This window comes from Burkholderia sp. BE17, from assembly GCF_009362305.1.
Taxonomy (GTDB): Bacteria; Pseudomonadota; Gammaproteobacteria; order Burkholderiales; family Burkholderiaceae; genus Burkholderia; species Burkholderia pyrrocinia_C.
The window spans coordinates 94,967-115,008 of the sequence record NZ_WHNU01000004.1 but is presented as its reverse complement, the minus strand read 5'-3'; the positions used below and the strand labels follow the sequence as shown (position 1 = coordinate 115,008).

General features: G+C 63.9%; 17 protein-coding genes. 8 read left to right on the top strand and 9 right to left on the bottom strand.

Features of this window, described 5'->3' with window-relative positions; translation table 11 throughout:
* Nucleotides 1-234 precede the first annotated feature (234 nt).
* The 5 genes from GD429_RS41800 to GD429_RS05875 form a co-directional block, all read right to left on the bottom strand.
* The gene (locus GD429_RS41800) at nucleotides 235-573 is read right to left on the bottom strand and encodes a beta-propeller fold lactonase family protein (protein WP_321574425.1); all 339 of its coding nucleotides are present in this window, start codon (nucleotides 571-573) and stop codon (nucleotides 235-237) included.
* A gap of 265 nt (nucleotides 574-838) precedes the next feature.
* Nucleotides 839-2,191, bottom strand: a complete 1,353-nt coding sequence (locus GD429_RS05890) for a TRAP transporter large permease (protein WP_152856084.1) — start codon at nucleotides 2,189-2,191, stop codon at nucleotides 839-841.
* Between the two features lie 4 nt (nucleotides 2,192-2,195).
* The gene (locus GD429_RS05885; RefSeq protein WP_321574424.1) at nucleotides 2,196-2,768 is read right to left on the bottom strand and encodes a TRAP transporter small permease; all 573 of its coding nucleotides are present in this window, start codon (nucleotides 2,766-2,768) and stop codon (nucleotides 2,196-2,198) included.
* Complete coding sequence (locus GD429_RS05880; protein WP_152856083.1) at nucleotides 2,765-3,751, bottom strand: TRAP transporter substrate-binding protein; 987 nt, start codon at nucleotides 3,749-3,751, stop codon at nucleotides 2,765-2,767. Before GD429_RS05880 ends, GD429_RS05885 begins: the two co-directional genes overlap by 4 nt.
* A 468-nt stretch (nucleotides 3,752-4,219) precedes the next feature.
* Nucleotides 4,220-5,311, bottom strand: coding sequence for a helix-turn-helix transcriptional regulator (locus GD429_RS05875; RefSeq protein WP_152856082.1), 1,092 nt, complete (start codon nucleotides 5,309-5,311; stop codon nucleotides 4,220-4,222).
* A 485-nt stretch (nucleotides 5,312-5,796) separates the two neighbouring features.
* Between GD429_RS05875 and GD429_RS05870 the strand changes: the two genes are divergently transcribed.
* A complete protein-coding gene (locus GD429_RS05870; protein ID WP_152856081.1) occupies nucleotides 5,797-6,909 on the top strand; it encodes a histidinol-phosphate transaminase in 1,113 nt (370 codons plus the stop codon).
* 140 nt (nucleotides 6,910-7,049) lie between these two features.
* Here the strand turns inward: GD429_RS05870 and GD429_RS05865 are convergent, their stop codons facing one another.
* From GD429_RS05865 to GD429_RS05855, 3 genes are all read right to left on the bottom strand, one after another.
* On the bottom strand, nucleotides 7,050-7,301 hold the full coding sequence (locus GD429_RS05865; RefSeq protein WP_152856173.1) for a hypothetical protein: 252 nt from the start codon (nucleotides 7,299-7,301) through the stop codon (nucleotides 7,050-7,052).
* 529 nt (nucleotides 7,302-7,830) lie between these two features.
* Nucleotides 7,831-8,868 carry a LysR family transcriptional regulator gene (locus GD429_RS05860; RefSeq protein ID WP_152856080.1) on the bottom strand — a complete coding sequence of 346 codons (1,038 nt, stop codon included), beginning with the start codon at nucleotides 8,866-8,868 and terminating at the stop codon, nucleotides 7,831-7,833.
* A gap of 83 nt (nucleotides 8,869-8,951) precedes the next feature.
* Nucleotides 8,952-9,695 carry an SDR family oxidoreductase gene (locus GD429_RS05855; RefSeq protein WP_152856079.1) on the bottom strand — a complete coding sequence of 248 codons (744 nt, stop codon included), beginning with the start codon at nucleotides 9,693-9,695 and terminating at the stop codon, nucleotides 8,952-8,954.
* A 188-nt stretch (nucleotides 9,696-9,883) separates the two neighbouring features.
* Between GD429_RS05855 and GD429_RS05850 the strand changes: the two genes are divergently transcribed.
* Nucleotides 9,884-11,404 (top strand): PLP-dependent aminotransferase family protein, encoded by a 1,521-nt coding sequence (locus tag GD429_RS05850; protein ID WP_152856172.1) that lies wholly within the window; start codon nucleotides 9,884-9,886, stop codon nucleotides 11,402-11,404.
* Nucleotides 11,405-11,798: 394 nt separating this feature from the next.
* Nucleotides 11,799-12,299: an Ohr family peroxiredoxin gene (locus tag GD429_RS05845; protein ID WP_152856078.1), complete on the top strand. Its 501-nt coding sequence runs from the start codon at nucleotides 11,799-11,801 to the stop codon at nucleotides 12,297-12,299.
* 112 nt (nucleotides 12,300-12,411) lie between these two features.
* On the opposite strand, the gene GD429_RS05840 is transcribed toward GD429_RS05845, so the two are convergent.
* The gene (locus GD429_RS05840; protein ID WP_152856077.1) at nucleotides 12,412-13,620 is read right to left on the bottom strand and encodes an NAD(P)/FAD-dependent oxidoreductase; all 1,209 of its coding nucleotides are present in this window, start codon (nucleotides 13,618-13,620) and stop codon (nucleotides 12,412-12,414) included.
* A 564-nt stretch (nucleotides 13,621-14,184) separates the two neighbouring features.
* Between GD429_RS05840 and GD429_RS05835 the strand changes: the two genes are divergently transcribed.
* The 5 genes from GD429_RS05835 to GD429_RS05815 all read left to right on the top strand — a co-directional run bounded on the left by GD429_RS05835 (nucleotide 14,185) and on the right by GD429_RS05815 (nucleotide 19,665).
* Nucleotides 14,185-15,186 (top strand): bestrophin family protein, encoded by a 1,002-nt coding sequence (locus GD429_RS05835; RefSeq protein ID WP_152856076.1) that lies wholly within the window; start codon nucleotides 14,185-14,187, stop codon nucleotides 15,184-15,186.
* Nucleotides 15,187-15,504: 318 nt separating this feature from the next.
* Nucleotides 15,505-16,284, top strand: coding sequence for an acetoacetate decarboxylase (locus GD429_RS05830; RefSeq protein WP_321574423.1), 780 nt, complete (start codon nucleotides 15,505-15,507; stop codon nucleotides 16,282-16,284).
* 15 nt (nucleotides 16,285-16,299) lie between these two features.
* The gene (locus tag GD429_RS05825; protein ID WP_152856075.1) at nucleotides 16,300-17,082 is read left to right on the top strand and encodes a 3-hydroxybutyrate dehydrogenase; all 783 of its coding nucleotides are present in this window, start codon (nucleotides 16,300-16,302) and stop codon (nucleotides 17,080-17,082) included.
* A gap of 10 nt (nucleotides 17,083-17,092) precedes the next feature.
* Nucleotides 17,093-18,364: a DUF3734 domain-containing protein gene (locus GD429_RS05820; RefSeq protein ID WP_152856170.1), complete on the top strand. Its 1,272-nt coding sequence runs from the start codon at nucleotides 17,093-17,095 to the stop codon at nucleotides 18,362-18,364.
* Between the two features lie 47 nt (nucleotides 18,365-18,411).
* Nucleotides 18,412-19,665, top strand: a complete 1,254-nt coding sequence (locus GD429_RS05815) for a DedA family protein/thiosulfate sulfurtransferase GlpE (RefSeq protein WP_227791554.1) — start codon at nucleotides 18,412-18,414, stop codon at nucleotides 19,663-19,665.
* Nucleotides 19,666-20,042: the final 377 nt, after the last annotated feature.

Below are 20,042 nucleotides of genomic sequence, written 5' to 3'. Positions count from 1 at the left end.
CTCCTTGTCTCCCCGCCCTGAAGGACGGGGTTTCTCGGAGCATCTGATGAATGGTGTGTGCGGGCATGTCGTCTCCGGATGTCAACACGATCGGCAGCGGCCCGGAAGCGGGCGCCGCGATCCGCAGCGTGCTGCGACGAACGCAAAGCGGCGCATCATCGCACAGGTAGCGGACGTGCGTGTGACGATCCGCATGTCGCCCAGCGACGAAAACGCCGCGCCGTACGCCGCCAGTCAGTTCACCCCGTCGTACGTGACGATCTCCACCCAGTTCGCGCCCTTGCCGACCGGGTATTTGCCGATCTCGTCGAGGCGGCCCGTGCCCGGGTCGATCCGATAGACGGCAAGCGTCGGCGACAGTTGCCCGGCCGCGAGCAGATAGTTGCCCGACGGATCCGTCGAAACATGAGCCATGCTGTCCGCGAGCGGTGCGCGCCCGAGCTCGATCAGGCGTCCGTCGAGCGGGTTGATCGCGAAGCTGACGACGCGGTACCGCGTCGAGCGCAGCGCCGCATAGAGGCGATGATGATCGGGCGACCGCGTCATCGGCATCACGGTGCCGCCGACCGGCACGGTTTCGATCGCGGTCAGCGCGCCGTTCGACGTGTCGACGCCGAAACGGAGATGTCGCGGCTGTCGCCATTCGATACGTACGCATAAGTCGCCGCGTGCGCGAGCGACGCGGCCATCCCGAAGGCGGCTGCCGCAACGGAGCGCCGGAGCGTGTTCTTGTTCATCCGTCTTCAGATGAAGCAAAGGGAACCACACATGCAACTGCGGCGCCGGACAACCTCGGTCGTCCGGCGCCGCGACGGGCGAAGACAGGCGAAGCGCTCGATCAGAACACCGCGTGCCCGCTGATCACGCTCGGCAGCCAGGTCGAAAAGAACGGCATGTACGTAACGATGTTGATCGCACTGAAGATCGCGAGGTAATACGGCCACGCCATCTTCGTGGTCTCGCCGATCGACACGTTGCCGATCGCGCAGCCGACGAACTGCACCGAGCCGATCGGCGGGTGCACGAGGCCGAGCGAGCAGTTCAGCAGCAGCATGATCCCGAACTGCACCGGCCCGACGCCGCACGCCATCGCGATCGGCAGGAACAGCGGCGTCGTGATCAGGATGTGCGCGGCCATGTCGACGAACGTGCCGAGGAACACCTGGATGATGTTGATGTACAGCAGCATCAGCCAAGGCGCTGCGGTCGACTGCTTCAGCAGCCCTTCGATCGCATCCGGGATCTCCAGGTACGACATCTGGAAGCGCAGCATGTTGGACACCGCGATCAGCAGCAGCACGACACCCGTCGTGCGCGCCGCATGCGACAGCGCGCGGCGCAGCTTCGCGACCGTCAGCGTGCGGTAGACGATCGCGGTCAGCACGAGCGAGTACACGACGGCGATCGCGGCCGCTTCGGTCGCGGTCGCAATCCCCTTCGCGACGCACACGAGGATGATCGCGATCACCATCAGCCCGGGCACCGCGCCGACGAAGCTGCGCAGCACCGCATACCAGCCGGGAAACGCGGGCAGCGCGGACGAGCCGTCCGCACGGCGCGGATAGCCGTGACGCACGGCCTGCCAGTACGCGGCCGCGAGCACGAAGCCCATCACCCACAGCACGGGCAGCAGCCCCGAGAACAGCAGGTCGCCGATCGACACGCCGCCCACCGGCTGGCCGTGCAGCATCCCCGTGATCCCCTGCGCGGCGAACGCGTAGATGATCATGTTGGTCGACGTCGGCATCAACGCGCCGGCGAGCGATGCATGCGTCGTCACGTTGACCGCGTACGCGGCGCTGTAGCCTTCGCGCTTCATCAGCGGGATCACCACGCCGCCCATCGCCGACGTATCGGCGGTCGGCGAGCCCGACACGCCGCCGAACAGCGTGCACGCGACGACGTTCGCCATCCCGAGGCCGCCGCGGAAATGGCCGACGGTTGCCTGCGCGAAGCGCAGGATCCGGTCCGCGATGCCGCCGTGCAGCATCAGTTCGCCGGAGAAAATGAAGAACGGCACCGCGAGGAACGAGAACGCGTTCATCCCCGAAATCATTGCCTGCATCGCGGTCGCGATCGGCAGGCCTTCGACCATATAGGTCAGCACGCAGGCTATCCCGAGCGCGAACGACACGGGCACGCCGAGCACGAGGAAAATCAGAAAACTGACGGACAGGATCGCGAGTTCCATGGCGTTATTGTCCCGACGAAGAACGACGAAGCGCGAGCAGGTGCTCGAGCGAGAAGAGGATGATCGCGACCTCCGCGGGCATCGTGATCAGGTAGCGCACGCCTTCTGGAATCCCGATGATCGGAATGCGGTCGCCCATCGTCTCGGCGGCCATGCTGCCGCAGCCGACCATGATCGCGATCGCGAACGCGATCAGGCTCAGGTGCTGGATCGCGACGACCACGGTGCGCGCGTTCGGCGGCAGCCGGCGCACGAGCGAATCGAGGCCGATATGGCCGCCGTCGCGCACCTTCATCGCCGCGCCGAACATCGCGATCACGATCACCAGCAGCAGCGCGATCGGCTCGACGAAATCCGGCGCGTTCTCGAACACGTAGCGCATCACGACCGCGTAGAACACCAGCACCGTGAGCACCGCGAGACAGGCCGACGCGATCACGGCCAGCACGCGGAACAGCACGTCGTTCACGCAGCGCAGGAACGGTGCGGCGTGCGGCCGCGCCGTTCCTGCGCCGTCCGGGGCGGCGGCCGGCGAATCCGCGGCGACCGCGCTGTTCAGGGAAGTGCGACGCGTCACTTGGTCGCCTCGATCTCGTCGACGATCTGCTTCATCTGCGGCGTCTTTTCATACTTCGTCCACAGCGGCTGCATCGCCTTCACGAACGCCGCGCGGTCGATCTGCGCGGCCGGCAGGATCTTCGCGCCGCCCTTCGTCACCGACTGCTGCGCGGACGCCTCGCGCGCGGTCCACAGCTTCTGGTAGTACGGCACCGAATCGGCCGCCGCCTTCCTGATCGCCGCCTGCTCCTGCGGCGACAGCGTGTCCCAGATCTTCTTCGAGAACACCAGCACTTCCGGCGTCATCGCGTGCTGCGTCTGCGAGTAATCGGGCGCCACTTCGTAGTGCTTCGTTTCCTCGTACGACGGCAGGTTGTTTTCCGCCGCGTCGACGAGGCCCGTCTTCAGGCCCGTGTACACCTCGGCGAACGGCATCGGCGTCGGCGTGCCGCCCATCGCCCTGATCTCGTCGACCATCAGGTCGGACGGTTGCACGCGCACCTTCAGCCCCTTCATGTCGGCCGGCGTGCGCACCGGGCGCTTCGCGTAGATCGAGCGCGCGCCGCTCTCGTAGAAGGTCAGCGCGATCATCCCCTTCGCCGTGAACGCATCGAGGATCTTCTGGCCGGCCGGGCCGTACATCGCCTTGCGGAAATGATCGACGTCGCGGAACAGGAACGGGAACGACGGAATCAGCGATTCCGGCACGATCTCGTTGAACGACGCGCCGTTCACGCGTGCCATGTCGATCGCGCCGATCCGGACCTGGTCGACGGTGTCCTTCTCGGAGCCGAGCGCGCTGTTGCCGAACACCTTGATCGAATCCTTGCCGCCCGTCTGCTTCGACAGCTCGTCGCCCATGAACTTGACCGCCATGTTGGTCGGGAAGTTGTCGCCGTGCACGTCCGCCGAGCGGAACACGCGCGCCTGCGCGGACATCGCGAAGCCGGCCAGCAGCGCGACGGCCAGTGCGGTACGGGAACCGGTGAATCGGTGCTTCATGGTGAGTCTCCTTGATGGTCGTTCGTTGTTGTGCGGCGATCCGTCGGCATGCGCGTTCGTCGGCGATGCGCTCCCCTGAACCGCAAAGTCATACGTCGTATGATGTGTTGACGCGAATGTACGTCGGTTAATCGTTTAACTCACTTGGTGCATACCCCTATAAGCGCTGCGGCTAAGGGTTTTAGGCATCAGTCCGGGAATCGCGTTCTCTGTTTTGGTGATTTTCAGAGAAACGTTTTCCGGCAATGGGCCCGCGTTTGAATCGGATGCCCGCGTGGCTGGTTTGCCGACGCCGGAAAGCAATCTTTCGCTTCGGTTGCATTAGTCATAAGATGTCTGACCATGACGCAAGCACACCCGCGCACGGCCAAGAGCACGCGCCGGCACACGATCGTGTGCGGCGGAACTGCGAAGGTTCGGGAAGGAAGCCGTGCAAGCGCGGGCGCTCGAAACGCCCTCGCCACACCTTTACGTCTGCATGACCAGCGACGTCAGTTGCGCCGCGCGCGCCACATCCGTCTTCGCGTAGATCGATTTGATCTGCGCGCGGATCGTGCCGATCGACACGCCGCGCAGCGCCGCGCATTCCTGCGGCGACAGCCCGTCGCAGCACAGCAGCACGGCGAGATCGGCTTCCGCCGACGACAGCCCGTAGAACACGCGCAGCCGCTGCGCGCGGGCCGCCGGCGAACGCAGGTCGGCGGCCGTCATCAGCGCCGCGACGCCGGGCCGTTCATGCAGGAGGCGCGACTGTTCGGGAATCGGCATCAGCGCGAGCGACAACGGTTCGCCCGTCGCACGGCGCAGCAGCAACCCGCCGCGCGCGAACGCGTGCCGCCATTGCACATCGTCGACGCAGCCTTCCGGCGCGAAGCGCCCGTTCACGATCCGCATCGCCGGTTCCGCCGCGATCAGTTGATCGGCCGCGCGATTCGTATAACGCAGTTCGCGTTGTTCGCCGAGCAGGAACACCGGCACCGGAATCGCATCGAGCGCCGATTCCGCGGCGGCCACGCGCGCTTCGAGCTCCCCGATGCGCGCCTGGATCCGCAGCGCGCGGCCGATATGCGCGCCCATGATTTCGATCGTGCGGCGCTGATCGTCGGAAAGACCTTGCGATTCGAGCCCGCCCTGTACGCTGAGGAACGCGCCGCCGCCCTCTTCGCGATGGATGTACAGGCCCGAGATGCTGCCGAGCCCGTAAGGACGCAGGAATTCCTGATAGAACACGCCGTGTGTGCGCTGTTGCGGGGACAGGTGCTTGACGTCCTCGAACCAGCGGCCCGCCGGCCAGTTGCCGGCGACCGGCACGACCGGGTCGTACCGGTAGAACTCGGTGTTGTAGATGTGGTGACACGCGGCGACCCATGACGCGTCGTCGCCGGCCGCCAGCTCGATCGCCGGCACCCCCGCCGCCTCGTCGAACCACAGCAGCGTGGCCATGCGCACGCCGAGCGTCGTTCGCAGCCCGTCCAGCACCGCTTCCCATCGTTGATCGCCCAGTGCCGCAGCGTAGATGTCATCGAACCATGCCGATGGAATCAATCCGTTCCGTTGCATCTGGCTACCCCGCGCCGTGCGTTTTTGTCGAACGTCTTGCGCGCATCTTACTCAACCAGCGGCATTGTTCAAATTACCTGTGCGCATTTGATTCGGAATACCGCGTTTGATACCGTTTCTCGTCAGACGTATCGGCCATTCTTTACAAGCTTTCGATTCCTTTCGGCGCAAAAGATCCGGACTATCGCACTCGGCGGCACCGCTCGGGATTGCAGTGCACGTCCGCGGAACTCATCCCGACGCCGGCTTTTCATCAGGGTCGGCGTATGTCATGATGCAGCGCATGACGATCCGAAACGCGACGACCCACCTGCACCATCACCACGCACGCCCTCTGTTGCGCCGTGGTTCGTTTCGCATCTAGCACTTGAATCGGGAGCTTTCCCGATCAGGACGACAACCAAGGCGCCTGCGGCGCCTTTTTTGTTTTTGGCCGCCCTGAAACCTGCTGCGCCGATCGATCGATAACGTACGGAGTGTTTCCAATGCAACGACCGTGGAAGGAAGTGTCCTTGTCGGACTTGCCGCTCAGGGAGGACCTCAAGTTGCAGCACGCGTACGGGGCGCCGCAACTCGATGTGCCGGTCTGCCTGAACGTCAACGAGAATCCGTATCCGCCGTCGCCGTCGCTCGTCGAGCGCATCGCGACTGCGGTGGCCGACGCGGCGCGACAGGCGAACCGCTATCCCGAACGCGACTTTGCCGAGCTGCGAGCGCATCTGGCCGCCTATCTGACGCACGACACCGGCGTGACGGTCGACGTATCGAGCGTCTGGGCAGCCAACGGCTCGAATGAAGTGATCCAGCAGATTCTGCAGGCGTTCGGCGGCCCGGAGCGCTCGGCGCTGGCCTTTACGCCCGCGTATCCGATGTATGACGAATACTGCCGCACGACCTTCACGCGCCTGCATACGGTGCCGCGCACCGAGGATTTCGCGCTGGATCCGCAGCAGGCGATCGACAGCATCCGCGAGCATCGGCCGAGCGTGGTACTGCTGACGTCGCCGAACAATCCGACCGGGACCGCGCTTCCCGTCGACGATATCCGTGCGATTCTCGACATCGCGCCGGGCGTGGTCGTCGTGGACGAAGCGTATGCGGAGTTCCGGCGCCACGGCGTGCGCAGCGCGGTGACGTTGCTGCCCGACCATCCTCGGCTCGTCGTTACCCGCACGCTGAGCAAGGCGTTCAAGTTCGCGGGCGGCCGCGTCGGGTATTGCGCATGCGCGCCTGCGATCGTCGACGCGCTGAAGCTGGTTCGACTGCCCTATCACCTGTCCGCCTTTACGCAGGCGGCCGCCTGCGCGGCGCTGGTCGCGCGTGACGAGATGCTGTCGCAGGTCGACGCGATCAAGGCCGAGCGCGACGCAACCGTTTGCTGGCTGCGCAGCCAGGGTTTCGCGGTGGCCGATTCGGACGCCAACTTCGTGATGTTCGGCAGGTTTGCCGATCGCCACCGGATCTGGAGCGGACTCCTGCGCCACGGCGTCCTGATTCGCGAGTCCGGCCCGCCGGAATACCTGCGCGTATCCATCGGCACCGCGGCGGAGATGGCCGCGTTTCGCGCGGCGTTGCTTGCGGTGATGGCGGCCGGATAAGCAACGGGTTATGCGGTCGATCGCACGATGGAGGGCCACGTTGTTCGATCACGGCGGTGCGGGTGCGCCGTGCCGCCCACGCCGCCCGGCGCGGCGGCCGGCGCGTGTCGGCGCAATCACCGGCAGCACCGGCGGCGCACCTACCTCATCGCCACGTATCGCAACTCGATCGCGTCGATCTTCGCGAGCACCGCTTCGCTGAGCTGCCTGAGGTGCCGCGGCACATCGGGCGTCGACAGCAGTTCCTCGATCCGCCCTCGCCAGTAACTCGGGTGCCTCACGCGTCCGGCGCCCGACATCGACACGTCTTCAGCGATCGTCTCGCTGTCCAGCAGAGCCACCATTCTCTGGATGTGAGAAAGCTCTCGTTCCACATAGTCTCGTGCCAGCATAATGATTGAAATTCCCCGAAATGCGACATCAGGCCTTCCGTTATCGACGCGCCATCGTGCGACGATGCAAACGACGCACCGCACACGTTGCTCGTCGGCGTACGCAAAGACCGTGTCGGTCAACTGCGTGGACATTCCCGGCGTTCGACACGGAATGGCGACCCTGTCCGCGCGCTCCGGTTACATCCGTCCCCGATGCACTGTTGCCAATCGTAGGCGGACTGACCGGCGCCGGCATCCCCAAAAGTGGGGATGCCGGCCGATATCGGGAAGGTGAGGGTTTCCGGAAATTACCGGGAGTGGAATGGCCGGCGAGCACATGGTCGTGCCGCCTGCGCTACGGCGCGATCGCGCGCGACTTGAACGGCCTGTAGCCGGTGCGCTGCTGTCGGCCGAGTCGGAAACGGGGGTTTCCAGTGTGCACGGACAGATTTCGTTGCGCGTGCAACGGAGAAGCGCAATCGAGTGCGGGGCGACGCGTCACCGAAGCCGTGCGCTCGGGCCCGAACGGCTCTCTGTCACCGCTTCGTCACGCCGCCAGTTCGGGTGACGAAGCATCGGGGCTGTCCGGGTTGAACCGCGTCATGCAGTTCAGGTCGAGCGCACGTATCTGCTCGGTCATGAAGTCGACGAAAATACGAATGCGCGTCGGAAGATGTTGCCGGCTCAGATAGCAGATATAGTGCCCGCGATCGTCCGGCACATGCTTCGCCAGCGCGACGACGAGCTCGTTCGATGCGATATGGTCGCGGATCTGATAACCCGCCATCTGCGCAATGCCCGATCCGTTCAGAACCGCACGCAACACCAGATCCGTATCGTTGAACGTGAGGCGGGACGTCGGCAGGTACTTTTGCAGGCGGCCGTCGACATTGAATTCCCATTCGAGTACGCGACCGCTGGCAAGACGGAAATTGATGCACTCGTGCCGGGCCAGATCCTCCAGACGCTGCGGAAGGCCATGCCTGGCCACATACGACGGCGCCGCGCACAGCGCCATCTGCATCGGAATCAGTTGCCGCGCGATGATGCTGGAGTCCTCGATGCGTCCGTTGCGGAACGAGATGTCGATCCGTTCCGACACCAGGTCGATCGGCCGGTCGTCGAGCAGCAGATCGATGACGATATCGGGGTAGGCCCGCGCAAACGTTTCAAGCAACGGCGCAACGACTTTCCTGCCGAATCCCACCGCCGAGCTGATCCGAATGAGGCCGCGCGGCGGCCCCTGCCGCAGTTCCAGCATGTCGTTCATGGCTTCGACGATCTGCGCGACGCCCTGGTGGCAGTTCTCGAAGAATCGCTGGCCTTCGCAAGTCAGTTCGGTCATGCGCGTGGTCCGCTGGAACAGCCGCGTACTCAACTGCGCTTCCAGCTTCTGGACGTTCCGGCTCACGGCCGGCCGGCCGACGCCGAGACGTTCGGCGGCCTTCGTAAAACTCCCCTCGCTCGCCACTGCGACGAATGCAAGGATGCCCGCGTAGCTTGCACCGAAGCTCGCCGACAGTGCATCGGCGCGACCGGCCAGGTCGCGACGAACGCCATGCTCCGATGTATCCGATTGATTCATTTCCGCTGCCTCCAGACATGCCGCTCATCACGATTGCCCGTCGCTGGCCTGCGCCAGCGAACCGTCACACGTGCGAACGCGAATCAGCTTCTTGCGAGCCACTGGTCGAGACCGATGCGGCCGAGTCGCGCGGGCCCGAGCGGCACCAGCGATTTTTCCTCGACGCGGCCGCCGTAGTAGCGGGCGTCACGATCGGTCACCACGGCGCGCGTGTCGCCGACCGATTTCAGATAGCGTGCGACGATCTCCGCGAACGGCGCGCGATCCGGGCCCGCGATCTCGACCGTGCCGTTCAGCGGCCCGGCAAGCGCGATCTGTGCGAGGAGCGCCGAGACGTCTTCCGCGGCGATCGGCTGAAACAGCCCGTCGCCAACGCGAACCACACCGCCTTCCGTGCCGAAATCCGCAATCCCGCCGATGAACTCCATGAATTGCGTTGCGCGCACGATCGTGTACGGCACGCCCGCTGCTTCGATCGCCTGTTCCTGCGCGACCTTGGCCGCGAAATAGCCGTTCTCCGGCATCCGGTCGCAGCCGACGATCGAAAGCGCGACGTGATGGCGCACGCCTGCGGCCACTTCGGCCTTGCCGAGATTACGCGCTGAAGTACGGAAGAAGTCCAGCACCGCCTGCGGTTCCCAAGATGGTGCATTCGCCACGTCCACGACGACGTCCGCATCGGTCAACGCGTCGGTCAGGCCTTCGCCCGTGATGCTATTGACGCCGGTGCGCGGCGATGCAGCGAGCGCCTGATGGCCCGCTTCGCCCAGCAGCGTGACGACACGCGAGCCGATCAGTCCCGAACCGCCGATGACAACGATCTTCATCGCAAAATCTCCTGACGAAAGGATTTCATTTGAATCCACTGGGCGCGTGACGGACGCCGTCTCCGACGAAGAAGGTCATGCCCGTCACATCGCGTGCCGCAATTGTGGAAGTATCATGTCCTATCGATAAGAGCCAAGAATCGTCGATCAAACTAGTCCATGCCGTTCCCGTCACCCACAAGGCCATGATGTCTGCGTCAACGCCCACCCTGGCCATCGAAATCGACCGGCACCATCAGTTGCCGATCTATCTGCAGATCTGCGAGCGGTTCAGAACCGCGATCGCCGCGGGCCATCTGCGTCCCGGCGATCGCGTGCCCGCGCTGCGCGGCCTGGCGACGCAACTGAACACCGCGCGCGGCACCGTCGAACAGGCTTACACGATCCTGGTCGACGAGGGTTATCTGCAAATGCGCGGCGCGGCAGGCACGTTCGTGTCGCCGTCCCTGCCGATATCGCTGACGGGTTCGCTGCCCGCGCGTGCCGTCGAACCGGCGCAGTGCGCCGCAGACGCCGGTTCGCAACGGGCGCCGGACATGCCGTGCGACAGTCGAGCTCCGCCGCGCCCGCAGCCGATCGCCGTCGCGATGAGCGGCGAGCCGCGCCCGTTGCAACCCGGGCTCCCGGCGCTCGACGCATTTCCGCGCAAGGTATGGCACCGGCTCGTGTCGCTGCGCGCGCGCAGCAGCGACCGCGCGCTGCTCGGCTACCCGAATCCGCTCGGCTACCGGCCGCTGCGCGAGCACATCGCCACCTATCTGACCCTGTCGCGCGGCGTCACCTGCGCGCCGGAACAGGTGTTCATCACCGGCGGCTACCGCGCGACGCTGGAACTCGTGCTGCGCAGCCTCGCGCGTCCGAACGACCGGGTATGGTTCGAGGATCCCGGCTATCTGCTCGCACGCGGCTTTCTGTCCGAGACCGGTGTCCAGCTGGTGCCGGTGCCGGTGGACGCCGAAGGGATCGACGTCGAACGCGGCATGCAGCTGGACGCACGCGCACGCTTCGCGCTGGTGACGCCGTCGCATCAGAGCCCGCTCGGGCATACGCTGTCGCTTGCCCGACGCATCGCCCTGCTGGATTGGGCCGAAAAAGCGTCGGGCTGGATCGTCGAGGACGACTACGACAGCGAGTTTCGCTATCTGGGCCGCCCGCTGCCGGCGTTGAAGAGTCTCGACCGGCGGGATCACGTGATCTATTGCAGCACGTTCAGCAAGGCGATGTATCCCGGCTTGCGGCTTGCGTACGCGGTCGTGCCGGAGCGTGCCGTGGAGCGCGTCGAACGGGTCGCGGGCAGCATGAACGCCGGCTCGCCGACGCTCCTGCAGGCGGCCATGGCGGATTTCATCGAACAGGGGCACTTTGCCCGCCATCTGAAGCGGATGCGCACGCTGTATGGCGAACGACGCACGCTGATCGTGCACGCGTTGCAGCAAGCGTTCGGCGAGCGCTTGATCGTCGAATTGCCCGTCGGCGGCATCCAGTTCGCGGTGCAGTTTCCCGACGGGCCCGACGGCCCGGTCGACGACGTCGCCGTTGCAGCACGCGCCCGCGACGCGGGGCTCGCGATCTTGCCGCTGTCTATCTGGTATGCGAACAGCCGCACGCGGCAAACGCCGCGCGGCCTCATCATCGGATTCGCGAACATCGCCGATGCCGGCGAAGCGCGCCGCCTCGCGCAAACGCTGCGCGCGTGCGTGGATCGCTGAAGCCCGGCACGCGCCGTCGCGCCCGGGGGTACGAGCCCGCAGCCGCGTTTCTCCGGGCCTGCGAGCGGGAGCGGCGCAATGGCCATCATCAAGCGCACCGGCGGCAGCCGGACGCCGTCGGCCCGGATTGGTGTCGAACGGGAAACATCATGTCTCCCTCGGCGGCCATACCGCCGCCACCCGCACTCCTTTAGCATGGGGGCGGCTTTGTCCCGCGGACCAACCAGGAATCGGGCTGCATCACGAGATTGCCGCATTCCTTATATGACCATTCGTTCCATGCCACTTCTCGAAGATGATGTCTGCCCGGGCAGTGCAGCCCGCCTTCGCAAGACGCTTCGACGAATCGACCGACCGGGATCGGAACGCGCGTCCTTGAACTCGAGAATGCATCATGCACGACAAGAAACTGCAAGCTCCCCCGCTTTCCCTCCTCGACCGGTATCGGGGCCGGGACTTCCATCCCCTCTATACGACGACCGTCACGGTTTCCGGCGGCGAGACGGGGCACGGCCGCGCATCCGGCGTCGCACGTTCGGATGACGGCAATCTGGCCGTGGATCTGCGGCTGCCCGCCGAGTTCGGCGGTCCCGGCAACGGCACCAATCCAGAACAACTGTTCGCGGCGGGCTTCGCCGCGTGCTTCCACGGGGCGTTGAACCTGATCGAGAAGCGCGCCGCCTTGGAGATCACCGACACTGTCGTGGAAGTGCAAGTGTCGTTTGGCCGCGATCCGATGGATGGCGGTTATGCACTGGTCATCGACGTGCGGGTCCGGATGCCTGGTGTAGACCGAAGCACTGCGGAAGAGATGGTTCGAACTGCGGAACGCTTGTGCCCGTATGCAAAGATGGCCAGGCAAGGGTCCGTCAATATCGTGACCGTCGTCGACTGACTCGCCGCCCCGCGGGCGGCGGCGGCGGCGGCGCGATTATCTGACGAAGACGCTCATCGCCGCCCGCCTGACCAGCCGCGCATATCGCGACCGATCAGGCGGCGCGAATGCGTCAATCGGACGACGCTTGCGGGTTGCCCGCTGCCAACGCTTCGGTGCGATTCGGCGCCGGCGGGTAGATCCACTGCGTGTTGATCACCTGTTTGCGCGCCTTTCCATCCGCATGCGTCAGCTTGATCTGACGATCCCAGCCTTCCGAGTAAACCGCGCCCCATTCGCCAAGGTCGAGGCAGGTCGCATAGAACGGCTGCCGGTATGCCAGCGTGGCCTCCCCGATCAGATCCGCGGCGACGTTGTGCCCGCCGAATTGCCCCATCACGATCGCGTGTTGACAGGACATCAACGCGTAGTGCCCGTCATCGTCGCTCCGGGCGCGCGCCACATCTCCCGCCACGAACACGTGGGGGGCTTCCGCCACGCGAAGATCGGGCGTCACCTCGACGCGCCCGAGCGGGTCAAGATGCGACGAGACTTGCGCCGTCAGTGAACTCGCACGCATCCCGCCGGCCCAGATCACGGTCATCGCTTCGACATGGGTGCCCGACGCGGTGCGAACGCCGTCAGCCTCGACCGACACGACGCGCGATCCGAGTACGGTCTCGATGCCCAGCGAGTCGAAGGCTTCCGATACGTACGGCCGAGGATTGGGGCCAAGATCGGGACCAATTTCGTCCTGCGCTCCGATCACGACAACACGACTCGCAACGTCGGCGCCAAACCACTCGCGCAGGCGCTTCGGCAATTCGGTGGCGACCTCGATACCCGTAAAACCACAGCCGACAACGGCGACCGTATTGCGTGCCGGAGAATCCGGCAGCTTCGCCAGCGCAGCGAAATGCGCATCGAGCGCTACCGCGTCTTCGATACGATCGACCGAGAACGCATGTTCCGCCAACCCCGGAACCGGCGGTCTGCTCAACGAGCTGCCACTGGTCAGCAGCAACCTGTCATACGCCAGCAAACGCTTTTGTCCGTCGGACAGCGCAACAACGAGCGTCTTCTCGCGAACCGAAATCTCCTCGACACTGCCCTCGACGAAATTCACGCCGACGGCGTCGAGCAGCGGCAGCAGCGGTGCGGCCATCCGTTGCGGCTCGCTTTCGTACAGTCGCGGCCGGATCTGCAATTCGGGTTTCGGGGAGATCAACGTGATTTCCACGTCGCCGCTTCCCACACCGGCCTTGTCAAGCACGCGAGCCGCACCCAGTGCACCCCACACTCCGGCGAAGCCGGCACCCACGATCAAGATTTTCTGCGACATGATTTTTGCCTTCGGTTGGAAAACTGCAAGATCGACGACAGGCACCGAACTCGATGCAACGGGTACCTGCTTCGTTACTCGGCGCTCCTTCACGAGCGCCGCGCGCTGCCGCGCCTTTGGAACAACGTCGGTTCCCCTGCAACCGAAGTCGCGCCTCGACAGCCGGAGCGAAATATCGCGATTGCGGTGTATTCGACGCGAAGCCGAACATGGTCGACATGCCCGTCGCGGGTTCCTCGACGGGACCGCGAACACTCGTGTCCGGCGGAGTCGTTCGCGGCAATGCGCCGCACGAAGTCATCGTAGGTCGGTGCGGCATTGCCCGGTAGACCTGCGATCAGGCTCATGGTGTTGCCTCTTCGGCACCAATCAATCCCGTTCCGCCGAATCAAGCGTCGGGCATCATGCGTAACGGACGATCGTCCGCTCGTACGTCACGAAGACCGAATGCACAGCGCCCACGAAGCGGTCCTGCCACGGTCGGACGGAGTGGGTATTCGCGCGGCTGCGTACGTTGTCAGAAAACCGTATTCATCATAACCTTCAATATCCCGAGGCACAAAAATGCATCTTGGAAAATCGTATAAATTCTCCGAGTTCCTGATCTGGACTCGCTGGAAAATTTACGAACTTCTTATTTGCGGCTCCGTACCGGTTGTGCTTTACAAGTTCTTCTCCTTCACATGGTTATCCGTACCCCTTACGATCGTGGTGATGCTCGGAACGGCAACGTCGTTCATCGTCGGCTTCAAGAACGTTCAAACGTACAACAGGGCAATGGACGCGCTGGACATCTGGACCGACATACTGAGCAAAAGCCGCCGCTGGGGCCAGCTCACGCGGGATCTGGTCGAAGATGAGGCGATTGCCCGGAAACTGGTGTACCGGCACCTCGCCTGGCTGACCGCGTTGCGATACGACCTGCGTCGGCCGCTTGTCTGGGAAAGCACGAGCAAACGCTACAACGCCGAATATCGCCGGTTCTATCGTGTTCCGGAGTGGGAAAAGGATCTCGGCAAGTTATTGCCGGAATATCTGTCTCCGTCCGAAACGGCGCAAGCGCTTTCATCCGCCTCGATCCCGACATTCGTGCTGAGCCTGCAAGGGAGCTCGCTCAGGATGCTTCACCAGGCGGGACACCTGAATTCAAGCTTCTATATGGAACTTCAAAAGCTTGTCGGCGATTTCATCGATCTACAGTCGAAATCGGAACGTTTCAAGAACTTTCCCTATCCACGCCAGTATGCGACGGTCAGCTCGCTGTTCGTGAGGTTCTTCTGCTTTTCCTTCCCGTTCGGATTGCTTCACGAATTCGACAGACTGAATGACGGCGTGAGCGGCTTCATGCACGGCAATATGGTATGGCTGGTCGTGCCGTGCAGCGTCGCGGTATCGTGGATGTACACGTCGCTCGAGCAGGTTGGTGAAAGCACGGAAAATCCGTTCGAGGGCGGCGCAAACGACGTTCCCATTTCGACGATGTGCAGCTCGATCGAGCGCGATCTGAAGCATATTCTCGGAGAACATGCCGGCGATCCGTCGAGCCAGGCGGTCATCGCGCTCTAGGGAATTCGGTGTATCCGGGCCGGCATGTCTCATCGTTGTGCACCGGCCCTCCTGTCGTTGATTGTTGTCGCCGAGACAACACGGTGAGGTCCTGTTCAGGGCTACTGCCGCAACACGACATCGCCTACGCTTGGTCCTGACGGTGGCCGCTCACGCTGCCCGATGCGATCCGGGAAACGACGCGACACCGTAAGAGAGAAACGTGCGAATGCGCGCAGCGAGTCATCACCGCGTTGCGCGATCGCGCGTCATTCACCGCGGCAACGAAAGCCGTGGCGACGAGTGTTACGCAGCACCTCACCAAGCGAGGAACGATCCGTGACAGAAGAAGATATCCGCAACAACGCCTTTGCGATGCCCGTGCACAATCCGGCGTATCCGCGTCCGCCCTTCCGCTTCATCAACCGCGAGTACTTCATCATCTCGTACGAGACGGACATGGACGCGCTTCGGGCCGTCGTCCCCGAGCCCCTGACGGTCGACCACGCAATCGTCCATTACGAGTTCATCCGCATGCCCGACTCGTCGGGGTTCGGCGACTACACGGAAAGCGGCCAGGTGATCTCCGTGCTCGACGAGGACGGCAACCGGGCCAACTTCACGCACGCGATGTATCTGGACGACGAAGGCCCGATCGCGGCTGGACGCGAAATCTGGGGCTTTCCCAAGAAACTGGCTTCGCCGAAGCTTTGCATCGACGGCAAGGACACCCTGCTCGGCACGCTCGACTATGGCACGCAGCGCATCGCCACCGGAACGATGGGCTACAAGTATCGCGCACTCGACACGGCGGCCGAGCGCCGCAAGCTCGCCGATACGCCCAACTATCTGCTCAAGGTGATTCCGCACGTCGATGGCTCGGCGCGCATCTGCGAACTCGTGCGCTTCTTCCTGCGCGATGTCGACGTGATCGGCGCGTGGGAAGGGCCTGCAGCGCTCGAACTGCATCCCCACGCACTCGCATCGGTCGCCGATCTGCCGGTTCGAAAGGTGATCGGCGCACGTCACGTCATTGCGAATCTCACGCTCGGGATCGGCGAAGTGGCTTATGACTATCTCGCCCCTGTCGAGTCGTTGAAACTCGCGGTCAACCAGTAATCTCACGGAGGACGTATGGCAATGAACGACAAGGTTGCACTCGTGACAGGTGCGGCAAGCGGTATCGGCGAAGTGTGCGCGCGCAAGCTCGCGAAAGACGGCGCAACGGTGGTGATCGCGGATCTGAATCTCGCGAACGCTCGAAAGGTCGCCGACGACATCGTTGCCGACGGCGGGAAAGCGCTTGCGGTCGCGATGGACGTAACCAGCGAGGAAGCGGTCGATGCGGGTGTGGCCGAAACGGTGGACCGGCTGGGCGGCATCGATGTGCTCGTGTCGAATGCCGGCATCCAGATCGTCAACCGGATCGAGGACTACGCATTCTCCGACTGGAAGAAGATGCTCGCCATTCACCTCGACGGTGCGTTCCTGACGACCCGGGCCGCGATCCGGCACATGTACGCGTCGAACAAGGGCGGCTCGGTGATCTACATGGGCTCGGTGCATTCGCACGAGGCCTCGCAGCTCAAGTCGGCTTACGTAACCGCGAAACACGGGTTGCTCGGTCTCGCGCGGGTTGTCGCGAAAGAAGGCGGGCCGCGTAACGTGCGCGCCAATGTCGTGTGCCCGGGCTTCGTCCGAACCCCGCTGGTCGACAAGCAGATCCCCGAACAGGCGAAGGCGCTGGGAATCTCCGAACAGCAGGTCGTGAAGGACGTGATGCTGAAGGAGACGGTCGACGGCGAATTCACGTCGCTGGCCGATGTCGCGAACACGGTTGCCTTCCTCGCCGGCTTCGAATCGACCGCGCTCACCGGGCAATCGATCGTCGTCAGCCACGGCTGGTTCATGCAGTAAGGAGAAAACCATGTATTCGAGCCAGCGCAACAAGCTGAAGCAACCCCATTGCATCGATCTCCCCGCCTACGACGAAATCGGGCTTGTGCTGCAGGGCGGCGGCGCACTGGGCTCATACCAGGCCGGCGTATACGAAGGCATGGCCGAAGTCGGCGTGGAACCGACGAGAATATCCGGGGTATCGATCGGTGCGCTGAATACGGCGATCATCGCCGGCAATGCGCCCGCGGATCGAGCGGAAGCGTTGCGCGGCTTCTGGAACACCATCAGTCAGCCGGCCGATGCGCTCTCGCACATCGGCGCGTTCATGCCGGCGTGGCCCGGGCTCGAGCACATCGGTCGAAAGTGGTCGAGCGCATGGGCCGCAACGCGCACGCTGATGGAAGGTCAGAGCGGGTTCTTCTCGCCGCGCATGCATGTGCCTTTCGCCGGGATCGGCCGGAAGCGCCCCGACCAGGTCAGCCACTACGACACGTCGGCGTTGCGTGAAACGCTTTTGCAGTATGCAAACTTCGATCGCATCAACGACGGGAACATTCGCGTATCCGTTGGCGCCGTCAACGTTCGAACGGGCAATCTCGTCTATTTCGACAATACGAAAATGCGTCTGGCGCCGGAGCATTTCATCGCCTCCGGCGCGCTGCCGCCGGGTTTTCCGGCGGTCGAAATCGATGGCGAGTTCTATTGGGACGGCGGGCTGGTTTCCAACACGCCGCTCACCGAGATCATCCGGGAAAGCCAGCACAAGGACACGCTCGTTTTCCAGATCGACCTGTGGAGCTCGCGAGGCAAGCTGCCGGGCGATTTCCTCGATGTCAGCGAGCGCACCAAGGACATTCAATATTCGAGCCGCACGCGAGCCATCACAGCGTTCATGTCGCAGAACCAGAAGCATGCGCAGATGATCAAGGCGCTGCTCGAACACATCCCCGAAAACGTGCGGCTTGCGCACCCTCTGTTGCAGGAGGCGCAAAAAACGGCGGACGGCAGCGCGGTGAATGTCGTTCACCTGATCTACAAGAACAAGTCGTTCGAGGGGCACTACAAGGACTACGAATTCAGCAAGGAGACGATGCGCGAGCATTGGGCGAGCGGCCTCGAGGATATTCGCCGTTCGTTCGGACATCCCGAGTGGTTCGAGATTCCGAGCCGCGAGATCGGCTTCGTCACGCGCGACGTGCACCGCTATCGACAGGATGCCAATGAAACTGCCGGGCCCGGCAAGGACACGCTTCCGCCATCAAGACGCGAGCCGGAAGATGAACCGTCCGCCGCCAGGTAGCGCGTACCGGCTTCTTCCCCCGGCCATTCCATTCGAGTTGGTCGAGCATGGCCGCGGCGAAGGCGGAGAACATCGGAGCACGGCGCCGCGCCGCCGTGCTTTCCACCGTGCGAGCGAACGGTTCTTTCCCGGGCCGGACATCGGCCGATGTGCGGTCCGGCTGCCTCCGTCGCGGACTCGATGTGTCGGACCGTTTCGATGACGGCAAGTCCGGAACCGGCGTCGGACACCGCAGTTCACGGCAGCGCAATGAGCGACCTTCGACACCGATACGTGCAAGCCACAAGGAGAGCATCGTGATTTCGCATGAACTGATCGCACGGTATGGCACGTTGGTCGTATTCCTGAACGTGCTTGGATCTTCGCTGGGCCTGCCCTTGCCGGCCATACCGACATTGATCACGGTGGGAGCGGGCATTGCGCTCGTCACGCACGTTGCGTCGGCGACGGTGCTGCATTTCGCGGCGATACTGGGCGCCGCCGTGATTGGCGGCGTGCTCGGCGACCTGGTCTGGTTTCAGGGCGGCAAGCGGTACGGCAAGCGCACGCTTCATACGGTCTGCAAATTGTCGCAGTCACGTGAAACGTGCGTCCGGACGACGGAGCGCTTTTTTGGGCGCTGGGGCGTCCGCGTACTGGTGGTTGCGCGGTTCGTACCCGGCCTGTCGCTCGTTGCCGTTCCCCTGTGCGGTGCGATGGCCGTCAGGTTGCGCGCCTTCGTCCTGCACGATTGCGCCGGCGTTGCGCTTTGGGCGTCGGTCGGCCTGGCCATCGGTGCACTATTCGCTTCGCAGATCGACGTGATCTTTTCCCTGGTCGCCCGTCTCGGCTGGCACGCGCTCATCGTCGTCGGCATCGCACCGTTGCTGTATGTCGCGTATCGCCACTGCCGGCGACTCACGCTGGCCAATGCGCTCGAGAAGGCGCGGATCAGCGCGGGTGAATTGCATGCGTTGCTCGCGAACAATCCGCGGCCCGTCGTGATCGATATCCGCTCCACCGAACGACGCATGCGCGATCCGTTTGTCATTCCGGGCGCCGTGATTGCCGACGAACGCAAGCCCGGGCAGATCATGGAACGCTATGGGGCGAACCGGACGCTCGTCATCTATTGTGCGTGTCCGAACGAAGTGTCTGCGGCGTCGGTGGCCAGGCGGTTGCGACTGTCTGGCGTCAAGCTTGCATTGCCGCTCACTGGGGGGATCGATGCATGGCGTGTTGAAGGTTTCGACGTCGAGCCGATCATGGCGATGAATGACGCGGCAATCGGCGGAGCGGAGCGAACGCTTTTCACGCATTGATGGCAGTTGCGTCCGCAACGTGCCCTAGTATCCGGGCACGTTGCGACTCCCCCCATCAGGTTGGCGCGCCGCCATGCAGCGGACAGCGCCTCCACCGCCTCGCGCGGCACGTGTCCGTAGACGGCGGCCATCATCCTTGCCTTTCCGGTTTCAAGCATCTTCCCGATCGGATCCGTGTGCTCATCGATTGCGCGACGGCGAACGACAACGTCGTCGGCAGTCGAATGGCGGCACCCGGGACGACACCGAGCAAACAGCGCGCAGATAGCGGCCGGTCCGGCAAAGAGCCGCCACACACATGCTCGATGAAAATTGCCATGACTGGCGACACAATGGCTCGTCGGCAGCCAGTTGCCGGCCTGCGCACACGCTCACGC